Raw genomic sequence first — 17,069 nt, 5'->3', positions numbered from 1 at the left:
TATTTGTATGGTGATCACTTTTTACTAGTAGCCGATATTCTGGGAGAGGTGATTGTCCCAGCGGATTTCGTCCGGAGGAATGGGGTATAGCAACTGATGCTGATTCCACGGCTGTTTGTAAGGGATCGCCGAAAGCACGGCTGTAGCCTTGTTCGTTCTTTTCAGATCCAGCCAGCGATGTCCCCATTCAGCAAACAACTCTATACGTCTTTCCTGCGCAATGGCATCCGTTACCTGCTGATCGGTTAAAGTATAAGGCAGCCCTTTCAATCCGGCACGTACCCTGATGGCGTTCAGATCATCGATCACGGCATTCTTATTGACCGCGCCCCGCAACATATTCGCTTCCGCCCTGATCAGGTACATTTCCGCGAGCCGCATCACTACATAATATTCGGATCGGTATCCTCCAAACACAAAGTTGGTGGAATTGATTTTATACTTGTCCGGAGAAAAACCGGCAGGTGTAAATGGGCCGCCGGCAATAGCTGCTGTCCAGGCGGTCTTTCTGTTATCGCCCGTTTCGAAAGCATTCATGAGCATCGGCGTGAGGTACCGGCCCGTTTTGACATATCCCTCAGGCGTGGCATTGCCTCGTGCCCGCAGCGTATTGACCTGCTTCAACTGGAAAATAACTTCCCGGCTGGATATGCCGAACACGTCATGCAGACTTTCCAGTTTAAACAAATCCGTCCTGTTAATCACATCATTAGCATGCTGCCAGGCTTTCTCATAATTTTTGGTATACAGGTACACCCTTGCCAGCATTGCCTTCACATACCATTTATTGATCCGGATGCGCTCCACGTTGTTACCATCATAATCTTCAGAAAGATACCCCGACGCTTCTTCCAGGTCGCTGATGATTTGCTGGTATACAACGGCAGGACTGGCGGAAGGGAGCTGGCGTGTATCATTATAATCGATGGATAAGGCAAGAGGAATTTTTTCGAACAGGTTTACCAGGTAGAAATATCCCATTGCCCGCACTGCCAGCGCTTCGCCCATCACTCTTTGCCGGTAGGCCTGCGTAAACTCTTTTGACTTAGCAGCTTTTACACCTTCTATCAGCGCATTGGCATTGAAAATCGCTTTATAGGCCGACTTCCATAATTTCGTGGAATAGCCCAACTTCTGCAATGTAATCCTGGCGGCAGTTTCCACATAGTATTTGTCATCCCCGCTGAGCGAGGGATGATATAATTCATCTGCAGAATGTCCGGCTGCCAGCGTAATGCCTCCGGCACTGTATAAATCATTGCCCAGCGTCTCCCCCGTATTGACTTCGAGTTCTCCTCCACTGATCAGGTAAGAATACAAACCATTGAGCGCAATAGCTGCCTGCTCGTCACTCTGGAAAACCTGGTTGGTAGTGATCGAATTTACCGGGTCCTTTATATCCAGCATTTTATTGCAACCTGTTACCAGCAGGCCTAACAATAAAACACCGGCTGCAGGTATATTGAAAGCAATTCTTTTCATACGATTGATTTTAGAAGCTTAATCTCATGTTAGCGGCAATTCTTCTGATCTGCGGCGTAGTACCCAATTCAGCATCCGTCGTTCTGTATTGCGTGAGTTTGAAAATCTTTGATGAATTCACCGAGATCGTTCCCTGCTTCATACCCACTTTCTTCAACCATGCGGCAGGCAACATGTATGACAGACTAAGATTATCCAGGCTGATAAAAGCACCTTTGGCATAGTAGGCATCTGATCCGAAAAATGCACCGTTGTTTTGGCCGGAATACCTGGCGTAAAGCGCTTTGTCGCCCGGTTGCTTCCAGTGGCTGTTCTCGATTTCCCGGTGCATTACCACGTTGGTCACTCTCCCATACCCGAGGTCATTCAACGGATCCATGACCAGGCCATTTTCGAAGCTGAATTGTGCATCCAGCGATAATACCCGCTTGAAATCTACCCGAAAACCCGCGCCACCGAAATATTTAGGGTTCAGGTCAATCACCCGGTAATGATCATCCACTGAAGGGTCCGGGTAATTTGAGCTCATCCCGGCAGGCATACTCCCATCTCCATTATAATCCTCAAACGCAGGTGTTCCTTTCATCGGGTTGATGCCAATATAGTGGGAGTAGGATTTAGCAGTTACAGGGGAACCGATCTTATACATATCCCTGTAGGGAGAATCTTCCAATCCTTCAAAAGCCACCAGTGTATTATTGTTCTTACTTACCTGGAAACGTGCGGTCAGGCCCCAGGTATTTGTATGCAGGATCGTTCCATCCAATATCAACTCCATCCCATTGTTCCGGATAACAGCAGGCCAGTTGCCCACCACTGAAGGAAAGCCTGTGAATGCCGGGGTAGTAATGTTTGTCAACTGCTTACCATCCCTGTTGATGTAGTAATTACCTTCGATGTTTAATCTGCTGTTGAAGAATCCCACCCGGGCGCCCACTTCGAACTTGCTGGCGCTGGACCAGCTGTATTGCTGGTTAACGGGTTGTATGAGTGTATAAATGGTCTGATCATCATAGTCGGGCAACTTTTCTATGGAGTTCGGCGGAATATTTGACCAGCGCGAGAGGTATTGGTAATCGCCCACATTAGCATTCCCCATAACGCCATAGGTAGATCTGATCTGGGCAAACGTCAGCCAATCCATGTTGGCGCGCTTAAACCATGCTTCATTGGATAAAATCCACGAAACGCCTGCAGATCCGAAGTTGCCGAAACGGGCCCCGTCACCGAAGCGCGACGAGCCATCCCTTCTGCCATTTAAACTAACGATATACTTATTCTCCCAGTCGAAGGCCACTGTTGCCAGCAGGGAAGCCACTTTCAGCTGGGCATAATTATTCATGGTTTGTACCACCTGCGCATTCGCATAGCTTTTGATGAGGTTATCGTTAGAGAACATCTGCCCCAACACCGTTGCCGCTTCCTGATCGGCGTAACTGTAATCTGCTGCCAGGGAAACAGATACCTTGGCGCCACCGAACAGTTTAACATAGTTGATATTCGGCCTTATCAGCAGGCTCTTTCCGGAACCAATGCCGTAAATGGCCATGCTTATGGGAGAGAACAGGGGATCTTTCCCGGATTTAGGAATATAGTAGCCGGATTTATTAGAGAAAAATTCCCCGCTAACGCGAACACCTGCCGTCAGGTCCTTCAATATTTCGTACGTAAACCCAACATTGGTCTGATTCTTCAACGTTTGATTCTCGCCCCAGTTTTTAATATCCCGGAATGGATAAGTGCTTCCGGACAGCGTTCTGTACGGACCAAAATTGTATTGCCCACTCTCATCATACATCCATGGAGCATTAGGCGCCAGCGAGAAAAAGTCTACCGTTGCCGCAGTTTCATTGTTGGAATAGGTATTATTGGAAGAAAGTTCCACCATCAGCTTACCGTTCGAACTGCGGTGATTGAAAGACAATCCCGCCGTTAAACGCTTGTTCCCCCTGCCCTGGTTGTACATTTCCGTTGTGGACGTATATCCCACACTCACCCGATACGTATTTTGCAACAGCCCACCTTCTACACTCAGCTGCACATCATCCGACTGCTCATTTTTGAAGAAGACGCGTTGCCAGTCGGTATAGGCTTTGGGGTCCCAGATCGTGAGGTCCGGGGCATTATCCCGGGTAGGAAAAGCGGCATCATTCAACATCGCTTCCTTTCTCATCGCCAGGTACTGTTCCGTGTTCATCATATCCATGTACCGTTGCACACCTGAAAACACTTTGGAGTAACTGACATTAAACCTGGTAGGACCCGGCTTTCCCTTTTTAGTAGTGATAAGGATCACACCATTGGCACCTCTGGAGCCGTACAATGCGGTAGCATCCGCATCTTTCAGCACGTCCACACTTTCAATGTCCAGGGGATTGATCATATACAAAGGGTTCTCCGTATTCGAATAACCACCGCTAACAGGTAACCCTGCCCCTAATGGATTAACGGATAAAGTAGCAATCGGTAATCCGTCGATCACATACAGCGGATCTGTAAACATATTTTCATTCAGCACATTCCGGCCGCGTAACTCTACTTTCCTGGATCCTGCCGTGTTGGCCGACTGGCTGATCCGGAGGCCGGGGATACGGCCTGCGATGGCATCCAGCACATTTACCACAGGTTGCCGTTCAATATCACGGGCTTTCACCGTGGTGATATTGGCCGTGCCGATTCTTTTATTGGTCGTTCCCAGAACGGTCACCTGCACTTCATCCAGCTTGTTTAAGGAGAGCACCAGCTCCGTGTTGTACGATCTGGCAGCAATAATTTGTTCTGTTATTGTAAATACATGGTCCACATACCCGATATAGCTGATCCGCAGCTGGTCGCCCAGCCTGACCGGAATCTGGGCCGACCCGTTTCCTGCAGTCAGATAGTTCCGCTTGTCGGTAAGATTGCTAACGGTAGCGCTGACCAACGGTGTGTAACCGGAAGAATAGATAAAGACATTGATCAGTTCCGGTTTTGCCGGCACCGTATCAACAGGTTGACTGGCCGCAGCCAGCTTAGGCTCCTTCCGGGATACCAGAATATTTTTATCGATAATCTTGTAGATCAGCGCCTGGTTCTCGAATACCTTATTGAGAAAGGTTCCCAGCTCAATTCCCCGGGCACTGATGGTGACCGGTTTTGCTACCGATAAGGCGGTAGCCTTGTACAGGAAAACATAATCCGTTTGCGATTCTACCGCTGCAAAAACTTTTTCCAGTGCAACGTTTTTACCGTTAAAGTTGATGTGCTGTGAAAGACCTCTGGCAGATACCTGCAACAGCGCAACGGTAAGGAGAAAGAATGTTAGCTTCATGACTAACAGAGATTTGGTTGAGCTACGTTTCCGGCTATAGGGAACCCGTATGCAATAAAAAATAATTTGCATAGATTTGCATCAGCCGCCCTTCTTATAAAGGACGGCATGTTTAAGTAAATAAATAAGCAGTCTTTAACCTGATTGTGATGATTACATTACCTGAACATCTACCGGAAGTGTCGTAAGCACTTCCGGTTTCGTTTAAGCAATAGGCCGTTCTATCCTTATCTTACATATAGCGTATTCCCCTTTAGTTCGAAATTAACATCCATCGTTTCCAACACTTCCAGTACATCAGACAAATTGGTATGGCGGTGCATTTTCCCTTTGAAGATCACATTCTCCGGCTTTCCAACATATTGTATTTCTATATTGTACCATCTTTCCAGTTGGCGCATGACACTGTATAAATCCATGCCGTCGAAATTAAACAGGCCGTTTTTCCACGCGATAATTTTACCCGGATCTGGTGTTTCCGTTATGGTCAGCGTAGCCCCCTGCGATGCATCCGGCCTGCTTAAATCCGCTGTCTGGCCGGGTACCAGCACCTTAGGCTGCGCGGTATGCATAGGCGATATTTTCACCGCACCGGTCAACAGTGTGGTGCGGATGGTTTTTTCGTCATCATAGGTATTGACATTAAATGAAGTACCCAGTACTTCCAGTTTCATCTGATTGGTTTCCACCACAAAGGGCTGCCAGCTCCTGGCGGCTACTTCAAAATAAATCTCTCCGCTGATTTTCACGCTTCGCTCCTGCCCCTTGAAAGCGACCGGATATTGTATAGAAGACGCTGCATTCAGCCATACTTCCGTTCCATCAGGAAGAATGACGTGGTACTGGCGACCTTTAGGTGTGGTAATGGTATTATAGGCCACCGCGCCTGTTGCAGCGGTAGCATCATATTTAAGCTCGTTATTGTTCAGCGAAATTTGCGTCCCGTTCTGCGTAGCGACGCTCCCGTCGCCTAAACTGTCCAAGACCAGTTGCGTGCCATCTGCCAATGTCAGGATGGCGCCATTTCTACCTGGTGGAATATCCTGCCGGACAGACTTCCGGCCCAACAGGTCCCTATTTTGCGCATGATGTGTCAGCAGGAAATAAGAAGACACCCCTAACACCAGTACCAGCAATGCGGCCGCCCATTTCCATGTATAGAGGAACCGCATCCGGTGTACGTTTGATCTTACAGGCTTGTTGGAAAGAAAACGCGCCAGCGCAGCGTTTTCGTCAAACCGGGCCATAGCACGCACGTTTTGCTGTAGTACATCCTGATCGTTCAATGTTATCCATAACTGCCGGTTTTCATCGCTGGCAGCGATCCACGCATCCAGCTGCTCCTGCTCGTCGGCTGTAAGCCTGCCCTGTTGCGAACGGGAAATAAGCGCTGCAATGATGAACGGATCGTTTGAAGAAGACACCATGTCTAATGTGTTTATATTATTACAACATGGTATCCCAATCGTACTAAAAGAATCGAAAAAAAATTACAAATGGTGGGAAAATAATAAGAATAAGGCCATTAGATCCGCCGACAGGCGCATTCTCAGGAGCTTCATACCCCTGGTTTTCTGATTTTTAACTGTTTGGAGAGAAATGGAAAGGATTTCGGCGATCTGTTCATTTTTCAATCCTTCCATATAACTCATGCGCACGATCTTTCCGCATTGCTCGGGCAGGTTGCTGATTTCGCGGTAAACCACCCGGAAAACCTCCATGCGGATGATGTCGTGGTCTTCTGCTGTGGTTCCCTCTTCCTGCTCGTGGAGAAATTTGGCCTGGCGTTCCTTACTATGCTGCGCCCCTTTCAAGAAATTAAGGGCCGCATTACGTGTAGCCTTGTACAGGAAATCTTTCAGATGCCGGAGATCCTCGAAGGCATATGGCTTCTGCCATAATTTCTCAAAAACGTCCTGCACAATATCTTCTGCATGCCCAGGCTCGCCGATAATCGTTTCGGCATAGTGGCAAAGCGCATTGTAATACGCTTTAAAGATATGAGAATAATACAAGGTATCCCCTGAAGTCAATCCCCGCAAAAGCTGATACTCGTTATAAGAAGATTTCCGCGACAAATTTGCAGCCCGATTTTAGTTGAAGTGTAAAAATATAAAAAAAATCAAGCTATAAAAATGCAATTGACGAGCGGAAGATAGAATTTTAAAAAAGACCAGGGGCCGGTATTTATATACTATAAATACTTCATGCAGAGAAAATAGCGGTGTATACTGGCGGCATCAAAGGGATATCCTTCGTAAACCTGACTGGTTTATTTAGTACCACACATGATGCCGAAAGCACTTCGTCATGCATACACTTCATGAAGATCATCCATACCGCTCTTTATCACAAGGCAATTACTGTCTCTATTACCGTTGGTAGCGCAAGTTGGCATATACAGTCGCTATGGCTATATAAAAGCCCAACCCATCTGTAGATCGTATCCACGTGGCTGCCCTATCATGCAATTTTAGCGAGTACCTGCTTGCTGCGGTCCGATAAAGTACCACTCACTTCAAGTGCCGCTATACCCAAATCCGCTATCCATTCATGCAGTAAATCATTCACCTGGCCTCTGAGTTTTGGCAGATCTGTCTGATGGCCCGGTATCAGATCTGGTTCTTCTATCGGAACAAACACGAAAAGGTCGATGTCAGCAATGACTGTTTGAGCTGTTTCAAATAGCGATTGAATATTCCTGCCTGGGTCGATAGCATGCAGATAGGCTAAGATATCAATAACACATCTGTCAAATATCACATTGCCTTCACTCTTGGAAACCAGCCTGGCCGAATAGTTAAACTGTTCCATAAAATCCTCCGCAGTGGGGACTTCAGAAAACTCATACCCTGTTGCTTCCAGTTGATAGTAGGGTTCCATTTCAAGTGTATACCCGGGAAGATTCATCAGCAGTTCTTCCGCCAGGGTTGATTTACCTACCCGGTGAGCACCGACTATTGCAATTTTCATAGTTTAGTTCGATTTGTGGAATACCATAAAATAAAACGGGTTTGCAAATGCTAACCTGTTTTTCCGTGATCCCGCTGGGAGCAACGCGTATCCTTGTAATAACTTGTGGCGTCTGTATTTGATAGTGATGAGCGTTTATTGCTGACCTGATTATGTGTAACCGTTATGGTCGGGATAATGATAAACAAATATAAAGAAACTAACTTTATAATATTCCCGGGAAATCCGTCTCTATCTTTTTATTTAACTTGTTGTAAAGTTCATAGGAAAATTCGCGCTCCCGCCCATTTGCGAAACTTTTTTCAGTTAGGAGATGATAATTCTTCTTCAACTGATAGAATAGAATTATCAAAAGCTGCTTAAATTTTATTTTAAAGTCTACAACTTTTTTATAATCACTTCCTTGTTGGTCAATGCAACTACCCACCTCTACTGATAGGATATGGCGCTCTGTATGCCCTCTTGTTACCCGTATCACACTCCAATCAGGCTCTCCAAACCAGTTGACGCTTATCTCATCCTCATTATTCAACAATGCAAGTAACAAGTTCGTGATGTCATAAACCGGACTGCTAAGTACACTGGAAACCAAGATTTCATGAATTACACCATCAACATTAATCAAAAATGTTATCCAACCATGTTTATGTAGCATTAACGAAAAATCAATATTATCATCCACGCGGGTCGATCATTTAATCTCAAATATAAATAATCTCCAATAACAAAAATCCGGTGCAGCAGTACTAATATTTTATATACAATATACTGCGGTCTGGTTGGCAATTCTCTCTTATCTATTTGCGAAGAGGCAAAACACACTTTTACTCCGACAGGCTTCCTGTCGCGGTTGCAACTCACATTCACGACTATACAATGCCGGATATCGACGTGACTATACGCCAGGGCCAGTTGAGCGCCATCGAATTACATACGCCATTACTCCTATCTTTAGAAGCTCCATAAATAAAATGGCATCTCAACCCCAAAGCCGCAGATAATATCTGCGTCCACCTCGCAGACGGCTATCAGCTGCTGGCAAACCCGATTAACCTGTTTTGAAAGAATATTAACGATTCCCTCTTAAAATCCTTTATTTCCAGTTATCTTCACCGGAATACGGATAATTCTGTCCCTATAATCTACTCCTTTTTGCAACAGTCATTCGACACATTGATCAACAGCTTTATTGAAAACAAGATTGGTATCTCAGCAAATTTTCTAAGCCTGCAGCTGGCGGGCGACCTAAAGGAAAACCTGCTGCAACTACATTCGGGAAAGAGTATGCTCCCGGCGGGCACGGGTAACCAGCAGCTGGTGGCACACGACAAATCCGTTCGCGGCGATGTAATATACTGGCTGGATAAGGCGCATAACAACGTCCATGAAAATGCTTTCTTCGAAGTAATGGATGCTTTTATAGTATACCTGAACCGCTCCTGTTATACCGGCATCACCGGTTATGAGTTTCACTACACCTTATATGAAGCGGGCAGCTTTTACAAAAAGCACCTGGATCAGTTCCGCAATAACGATAGCCGGCAATATTCGATGATCATTTACCTGAACAGCGATTGGGTGCCTGCTGATGGCGGACAGCTGGCTATTTACCCCAAAGATGGCGACGCACAGCAAATAGATCCGGACAGTGGCAAGACTGTTTTTTTTAAAAGCAGTGAGCTGGAGCATGAAGTGTTGCTGACGAATAAGTCCAGGATGAGTATTACGGGATGGCTGAAGCGCTAAGCCAATCAATAACGCTTGTATACCATTTAAGGCCAGTGAAGGTTAGCACAATTAAATCATGCTGTTGCTAACCTCAACGCTCACTTTCGGATCCCCACACATCATTTCACAACTTTACCACCAAAAACAAAAAACCTTGTAGCATCAGCTTTTACAAGGTTTTAATTACGTAAGCGTATTTATTTTACGCTTATCGGGAATACACTATCGGGTAGATCAGAATCTGAAAATTCTGCTGAAGAGATTTCCGTTGCTGACTATAATAGCACCCTGACCTGTTTCCCTGTGCAGGATACGAATACTTTTATGTTGCGTGGTATATAAATTATCCGGCTGCACCAATATACCGGACTCACTGCTATCGGTTGCCGGAATAATACTGCTGACATGTCCGGTGATCAGCCCGTATTCAGCCACCGGAAAGCTGTTCAGCGAAATCGTAACGCGCTGCCCGATGGCTGCTTTGTGCAGTTGCCCTACTCCCGCCGACAGGCGTATATCCCACGTGTTACCATCAGGAATGATCAGCGCCAGCGGTATTTCAGTGCGGATACTGCTGCCGGGCGTAACGTCTGTCGTCAGTAATACATGGCCGCCAACCGGCGCATACAGGGTATCCGTATCCGTTATAAATAGCAACGCTCCTTTCCGCACAGCACTGTCATCTTTAACGTAAGCACTGATAACCGAGCCGTTTAGCGGTGCTTTCACGGGTACCGGTGCTTTGTCCGGACTGATCGTCACGGTGACATGTATAGTTTCCGGATAGGTAATAAACCTGGAAACCACCAGCAACAATAAAATAACAATAAGGAGGTACAGGTTTCCCCGGCGCAGTATCCAGGAGGGGCTTGTACCAATGGCTTCCTGTACTTCGCCGGTAGCCAGGTATCCGTCGTTTGACTGAATGAGCGGCATATAATTATTTTTTTAATCTCCCAGTTCCAGCTGGTTACGAATGAGGTTATAGTAAAGTCCTTTTTGTCCTATCAGTGAATGATGATTGCCTGTTTCTACAATTTGTCCCTGCTCCAGCACGATAATCTGATCTGCATGCCGTACGGTGCTGAGCCGGTGGGCGACTACCACTACGGTTTTACCCTCGAAAATATGATTGAGATTTTCCATGATCGTTTTCTCATTATTGGCATCCAGTGCGCTGGTGGCTTCATCAAAGAAGAGAAACTCCGGGTTGCGGTAAATGGCGCGGGCGATCAGTATCCGCTGTTTTTGTCCGGTACTGAGTCCCATACCATTCGTGCCGATTTTGGTTTTGTAATGCAGGGGAAGCGAAGTGATATGGTCGTGGATATTGGCTATCTGCGCGGCTCTGTGCACGGCTTCCATATTCATGGATTCTTCTCCCACAGCGATATTGTTGGTGATAGCATCGGAAAAAATGTATCCTTCCTGCAACACCGCACCGCAGTTTTCCCGCCAGGTACTATGTGCAATATCTTTCAGCGCAATATTATCACCGATGGTGACCTGTCCTTCTGTAGGATCATAGAACTTGAGCAACAGTTTCAGCAAGGTAGTTTTGCCGCTGCCGCTGGCCCCAACAATAGCAGTAACGCGGTTGCGGGGTATATGAAGATTTATATCGCGCAACACCCAGGGCGCCATCGCACCGGAATGATATTTAAAGGATACGTTTTTCAGCTGCAGTGCGCCGGTTTCCGGTACATCCTTTATGTACTCCTGATCAATGGGGCTTTCATCGGGTTTGTTATGGATTTCATTGATACGCGAGATACTCAGCTTTGCATCCTGCAGTGTTTGCATAAACTCCAGCAGCTGGGCAAGCGGAGCATTCAGCTGACCAATGATGTAGGAAACGGAAAGCATGATACCCAGTGTAATGTTGCCATCCAGTACCAGCCTGGCCGCAAGGAAGGAAATCAATATATTCTTCAGCTCATTGATAAGGCTCGCGCCGGAAGTCTGCAGCTGCTCCAGCGACATACCGCTGAGATTAATCCTGAACAGCTTTACCTGCAGGCTTTCCCATTGCCAGCGCTTCTTACGTTCGGCATTGTGCAACTTTATTTCCTGCATGCCATGAATCAGTTCCAGATTTTTTTCCTGATTGAGAATTAACTGGTTGAACCGCTTGTAATCCAGCATAGCTCTTCGTTTCATGAAATATGATATCCATATGAAATAGAGTATGCTGCCGGTTGCGAAAACAGTAAATATCTGTATATTATAAAACGCCAGTACAATACCGAAGATAACGAGGTTGATAAGCGAGAACAACATACTGAGACTGCCGGTGGTAAGAAATTTCTCTATCCGCTGATGATCCGCAATCCGCTGCAGAACATCTCCCGTCAGCTTTACATCAAAAAATCCCAGCGGGAGGTTCATGAGTTTGATGTAAAAATCTGTCAGCAGGCTGATGTTAATTCTGGCATTCAGATGAGTGAGAATAAATCCCCGCAGTATTTCAACGGTTGTTTTGCCGATGAATATAGCCAGCTGGGCCAGCAGTATCATGTAGATAAATGACAGGTTATGCTGGAAGATGCCTGTATCTACAATACTTTGTGTCAGGAACGGGAAGGCCAGCTGCAGGAGGCTGGTAATAACAAGGCCGCATATTACCTGTGTGAGCAATTGCCGGTAGCGAAACAGATAGGATGCTATTAAATGAACGCCCCGTTTTCTTTTAGGGGGGGATTCTTCTTCCCTATCTTTCAGCGCAGGCGTGGGCGCAATATTCAGGATAATGCCGTTAACACCGTCGGCAGACCAGCCTTTTTTGAATTCTTCTGCAGTATAAACAATCCTTCCGAACCCCGGATCAGAAACGTATATTTTATTCTTACGTACTTTATAGATAACAATAAAGTGAATCTGGTTCCAGTAGGCAATGCAGGGATAGAGGTCTTCTGTCAGCAGGTCTTCAAATGACACCCTGGCGCCGAAGGTTCTGAAGCCCAGTTTCTCCGCCGCTTCGCTGATATCCAGTAAGCTGCTGCCCACGCGCGTGGTATGACATAGGGAACGGAGGTATTCCAGTGAAAAATGCCTGCCGTAATACCTGGAAATAATACGCAGGCAGGTAGGACCGCAATCCATTTCATCATATTGAAGATAGTTCGGGAACTTTTTCATCTTGCTGCTGCTTTTAGGAAATGATTTCAGATAACATGTTTTCCGGTTGTTCTTTTTGCATCCTGCAGCAGCGTGAATGATAGTACCTGTACAGGAAATCGTACATTACCAGTTCGTGTAGCCGCTGGCGTGAGGTAAACAGTCTGTTCAGCAACATGTGAATATGGCTGGATAGCAGATCTTCCGGATACGCTACGGCGTTTTGCTGCTGTAACTGCGTGATGCGGCTTCCGGTAGCTGTAAGTGCGGCTGCATGTATTGCTATACTTTCTATAAGCGGCGTCAGGGGATTGCCGGCAGCGGCGGTAGCCATTACCGCGCTGATGGCTGTTCTGTAGCGGCTGTATCGGGCGTTTAACTGAGAGCGGAGAGATTTATCCATGCGAAATTCTTTGCCAAACAATTCTTTCAATGTTTCCATCAGCGCTGCTTTTTTGGAAAGCGTATATCCGAAAGCGTTCAGCAGCTCATCTGTTGCGCGCATTCCCCAAAGCCAGCGGTAGTCTTCACGCGCATCTCCTTCCGAGATGTTCAGAAAATCAATCACCATATTACTGGTGATAGCAAATAGCGATTCAGAAAGATCCATGGTGTGTATACCATATCTTTCCAGTTCTCTGTGATAAGTATCCAGCTGTGTTTTCCAGATGATGTCTTCTTGCTGGAAAGGCTCCAGGAAAGCAGTCACCAGGCGGATACAGGTATCCAGGTGCGCATTGTCCGTCAGCTGTATCCGGAACCTGATATGAAAATGCGGATCATAATACCTGATGAAGAACCATTTCCCGATCAGGCCGGCGGCAGACAGCTGCTGCACCAGCGGCCGGATGATTTCCTGTAGCAGGCGGTCGGCAGCCTTTGTACCGCAGTAAAGTTTAAAGTACAGCCAGGATGATCCAATATTGAATTTTCTTGCTGCGGTAGCAGCTACTTGCTCCACAGCCATTGGAGAGAAGACGGAAGTATATACCGGTGTTGTTTTTATGAGAGAGGCAATGAACTGGTTCACATAGCTGCCGGAAGCGCCGGTGATAATATCTTCCGGCTGATGCAGGAATTCTTTCAGCAGCATGGCAGTACGTTTTCTGATGGATTTAATAAAGACGCTTATACTCAGCGTGTTTTCAAAATCTACCAGCAATTCGTTATCGCCGTCGGCCAGTAGTATATGCCTGGGGAACTTCCATTTTTCGCGTACAGTCGTTACAGCATTGGCGCTTTCAGATTCCAGGTGTTGAATAATTTCCAGTATGGCCGGTTCTTTCAGGTACCAGCTGGCAGTAAAGAGTACTACGCGGCCTACAGTCACCCTGGGCAGAAAACTAAACCGTGTTGCCATGTTGCCCCAGTTGAAATACAACGATGAACGCAGCTGTTGTGTCTGCAGGTCGCAGAGGAACTGGTACACCGGAAGTGCCTTGTACTTATAGTTATGGGAATTATGCAGGCGTGGAATAACTTCCCGTTGCAGCTTTTGAGAGTAGAGTACGATGCGGTTATCAACAATAGTTACATACAGGTCATCGGTAGTAAGCTGATGGTCTGTATCAACAGCTGCCTTTGTCAGATAAGGGATTTCATGCGTTGTTAACTGCGGATGCAGCAGTATGTTCCCCAGCCGGCTTTCCGGCAGATGAATAATCTGTGCCATCAACACATGGGGATTCAGCTGTTCTTCCTGTTGAATAATGTCAGTGCATATTCTGCTGATACCGTCGCTGGCGTGTGCAAATCTGCTGAGGATATTGGTGGCGCTGGCTCCGGCAATGATATCAATGAGTATACTGCCGGCATCAGGGGTAATGATTTTAAACATGACGGATAAGGAAGCAGGAAGATCTTTCCAGGAAACCGGTAGTGTGTCTGTTTCTTCCAGTGATATATCTACCTTATAATCTCCGTTGGCAGTGGCCTGTACTAATTTTTCCAGCAGCCAGTTTTCTACTTTATTATACTTTACCTGTATAATATTTTCGGAGGCCTCCGGGAGTAACAGCTCTTCTATCAGCGGACAGGTATCCTGACCTGTATTCTCCGGATAGCCGATACCGTATTCTGCATCCAGTACAGTCAGCAAGGGCATGGGCCGGTCTTCATACCGTTCGGTGAAGCGCTGAATAAAGGAGCTGAGATGAGCATTGTCTGCCTCTTGATTGATGGCATTCAGTACTTTAAATGCCTGTAGTATATCCTGTTGCAGCGTTTGGTCAACACCGCCGGTGGCGGTTCTGATAAGATCTGTCTGAAACAGCTTGTTTTCTTCAAAGGGGGCCTGTAGTTCCTTCAGTACCGCTACAATAGCTTTATAGGCAGCCACGTCGTTTACCTGATTATCGTCCAGTTGCCGGAGCATGTTGCACGCCTGTTGCAGCAGCTGTATCATTTTCGCCAGGTCGGGATGGGCTGTTTCCTGAAATATTCTTTGCAGGCAATGGAGTATACTGAAGGCATATTCAACACCGGTAACATTCGGCTCCAGTTCACTGACGAGCAGTTGTGTTTCAATCAGCTGATCAATGAATCCGGTGGCATCGGAGATACTGATTTCTGTTGTTACCAGGCTTTGCGAGAGGGATTGATAGGTGGCGCCGGTGCGGGCCAGTTCCAGTATCCCGGTAATGGCGGGGGTATGATTAACGGCACTGATCTGATATACCCTGTTATCTTTTATATGCTGATATTCCGCATACCGGATTTCTTCTTCAACATAATAAATACTATTGTTGGGATAAAAAAACAGGTACTCCCGGACAAATGGTAATGAAGTCAGGTGAGCGGAAAGTATACACAGGTAATGCATGTCCAGTCTGGTATGCCTTCCGGTGGGCCTTTCGTCGGTTTGAATGCGGGTATCTCCTGTTGTCCATGAAACCGGCGAGCAGCTGGAAAACAATCCGAAGGGGGTGCAGCGGGCGCTCATCCTGGAATAGTATTTAGCCAGGGAGATGACCAGTTTGCTGATTTCTTTGGTGTCCGTGATATGGCCGGACTGGTATTTCCGGCATGCTTCATATAAAACAGGCGATGCCAGGTAAATGCTTTCCATGAATGCGGTATCCGCCATCAGCTGAAGGATATAAGCTTCGTTGTACTGCTCATGGTACGGGAGCCGTGGGGTGCGCAAGATAAGCTGATCGTGAAATTGATAGGGAATAGACATCTTTGATAGGTTTACAATGTTATGCCGCGCTATTACAGCAGAAATACACCCGTCCAGGGTAATTCTTCATTGGTGATCAGGGACGAAAGCACCAGCACTGGTCCCGTGAGACCAACCAGCAGGGAGTTTTCTTTACCGGCGAAGAGCCGGGCGTCAATATCTCTGGCCAGCAGCCGGGCTGTTGCTGTGCCCCAGTACTCCCTTGCGGTATTATATTTATCCCATCCGGTGTGCCGGTAGAGCGTGTGATAAAACTGTGCAAGTCCGGCAGTACCATGACAGAAATGGCTGTCGGTACATAATGTAGCCTCCGTATTCTGTCGCATGATAGAGGTACTGCCAATCAGGTCAGCGAATTTTATCATATGCTGATCATGCAGCAGATGACCGGCTTTGTAGAACAGGAGGGCTTCGTTAAGATCACCATAGCACCAGGCAAGCCGGTGATTCATGGGAGGCATACTGCCATCCGGAGACATGCTCAACGGGAAAAAGGAATATTGCTGATGCTGAAAGTCTATTTGCTGAAGGCGGCCTTTTATAAAGCGGAGACCTTCCATTAAGAGATACCGCACTTTATTCTCCGCGATACCTTTTTCCAGCAGATCGCAAAGGATGCATAGAAAAGCGCACTGGCCGTGGGATAAACTGAAGTTGATCTCCTCTTTTTCCGCAGGATCTATAATGTAGTTTCTGAACCAGGTACCCTGGTCGGTGACTACGCGACGTTCATACAATTTATGGATGATCTGTTCCAGATACGCTTGTATAACCGGGTCAGGAAGGCGTTCCGTGAAATACCAGATAATGCCGAATGCGCCATGCAGATAATCCAGGTGATCTTTTTCAATTTCCTGCAAGGCAGTCTGATGAAGATATGCATCCAGTTCACCCAATTCTGCCCTGAGGTCTGTATCCAGGAACCCGTTTTTTTTCAGCAGCGTAACCGCATAGGTTAAGCCGCAGGCGCCATTGCCGAGAGAGGCGCCGGACAACGCTGTTGACCCGCTGTTGAGACCAGCGAAAATTTCTTCCAGCAGCTGATATGCCCTGTCTGCAAATTCACTGCGCTGATACGCCAGAAACATGGAATGATAATAAAGTATCATACCCAGTTTCCCATTCAGTAAAGAGTCATCTGGCACAGGACTGCTGATAATTGTTTCGTGGGCTGTCCAGACAGTGGTTTCAATATTTTCATCCAGTATAATCATCTTCGGATACTTTTGGCAAACATAGAACAGCCCTATTCCTCCGGGAAATATGATACACCGATTG

At 46.7% G+C, this 17,069-nt stretch carries 11 protein-coding genes; 1 reads left to right on the top strand and 10 read right to left on the bottom strand.

Annotation, left to right across the window (positions count from 1 at the left end):
* Nucleotides 1–24: 24 nt before the first annotated feature.
* The 6 genes from OL444_RS15075 to OL444_RS15050 all read right to left on the bottom strand — a co-directional run bounded on the left by OL444_RS15075 (nucleotide 25) and on the right by OL444_RS15050 (nucleotide 8,447).
* A complete protein-coding gene (locus tag OL444_RS15075; RefSeq protein ID WP_264732070.1) occupies nucleotides 25–1,482 on the bottom strand; it encodes a RagB/SusD family nutrient uptake outer membrane protein in 1,458 nt (485 codons plus the stop codon).
* A gap of 10 nt (nucleotides 1,483–1,492) precedes the next feature.
* Nucleotides 1,493–4,792, bottom strand: coding sequence for a SusC/RagA family TonB-linked outer membrane protein (locus tag OL444_RS15070; protein WP_264732071.1), 3,300 nt, complete (start codon nucleotides 4,790–4,792; stop codon nucleotides 1,493–1,495).
* 227 nt (nucleotides 4,793–5,019) lie between these two features.
* Complete coding sequence (locus OL444_RS15065; RefSeq protein WP_264732073.1) at nucleotides 5,020–6,219, bottom strand: FecR family protein; 1,200 nt, start codon at nucleotides 6,217–6,219, stop codon at nucleotides 5,020–5,022.
* Between the two features lie 63 nt (nucleotides 6,220–6,282).
* Nucleotides 6,283–6,870, bottom strand: a complete 588-nt coding sequence (locus tag OL444_RS15060) for an RNA polymerase sigma factor (RefSeq protein WP_264732075.1) — start codon at nucleotides 6,868–6,870, stop codon at nucleotides 6,283–6,285.
* Between the two features lie 385 nt (nucleotides 6,871–7,255).
* On the bottom strand, nucleotides 7,256–7,765 hold the full coding sequence (locus OL444_RS15055) for an AAA family ATPase (protein ID WP_264732077.1): 510 nt from the start codon (nucleotides 7,763–7,765) through the stop codon (nucleotides 7,256–7,258).
* Nucleotides 7,766–7,970: 205 nt separating this feature from the next.
* Entirely contained in the window at nucleotides 7,971–8,447 is a 477-nt protein-coding gene (locus OL444_RS15050; RefSeq protein WP_264732079.1) for a hypothetical protein, read from the bottom strand.
* A 470-nt stretch (nucleotides 8,448–8,917) separates the two neighbouring features.
* Between OL444_RS15050 and OL444_RS15045 the strand changes: the two genes are divergently transcribed.
* Entirely contained in the window at nucleotides 8,918–9,511 is a 594-nt protein-coding gene (locus OL444_RS15045; RefSeq protein WP_264732081.1) for a 2OG-Fe(II) oxygenase, read from the top strand.
* 216 nt (nucleotides 9,512–9,727) lie between these two features.
* Here the strand turns inward: OL444_RS15045 and OL444_RS15040 are convergent, their stop codons facing one another.
* The 4 genes from OL444_RS15040 to OL444_RS15025 are packed head-to-tail and all read right to left on the bottom strand — an operon-like array spanning nucleotide 9,728 to nucleotide 17,005.
* The gene (locus OL444_RS15040) at nucleotides 9,728–10,429 is read right to left on the bottom strand and encodes an HlyD family secretion protein (protein WP_264732083.1); all 702 of its coding nucleotides are present in this window, start codon (nucleotides 10,427–10,429) and stop codon (nucleotides 9,728–9,730) included.
* 12 nt (nucleotides 10,430–10,441) lie between these two features.
* On the bottom strand, nucleotides 10,442–12,631 hold the full coding sequence (locus OL444_RS15035) for a peptidase domain-containing ABC transporter (RefSeq protein WP_264732085.1): 2,190 nt from the start codon (nucleotides 12,629–12,631) through the stop codon (nucleotides 10,442–10,444).
* 13 nt (nucleotides 12,632–12,644) lie between these two features.
* On the bottom strand, nucleotides 12,645–15,791 hold the full coding sequence (locus tag OL444_RS15030; RefSeq protein WP_264732087.1) for a lantibiotic dehydratase: 3,147 nt from the start codon (nucleotides 15,789–15,791) through the stop codon (nucleotides 12,645–12,647).
* 32 nt (nucleotides 15,792–15,823) lie between these two features.
* Complete coding sequence (locus OL444_RS15025) at nucleotides 15,824–17,005, bottom strand: lanthionine synthetase LanC family protein (RefSeq protein WP_264732089.1); 1,182 nt, start codon at nucleotides 17,003–17,005, stop codon at nucleotides 15,824–15,826.
* Nucleotides 17,006–17,069 lie beyond the last annotated feature (64 nt).

The organism is Chitinophaga nivalis (genome assembly GCF_025989125.1).
Classification (GTDB): domain Bacteria; phylum Bacteroidota; class Bacteroidia; order Chitinophagales; family Chitinophagaceae; genus Chitinophaga; species Chitinophaga nivalis.
The sequence above is the reverse complement of the archived record's forward strand: the minus strand, read 5'-3'. Positions and strand labels throughout refer to the sequence as shown.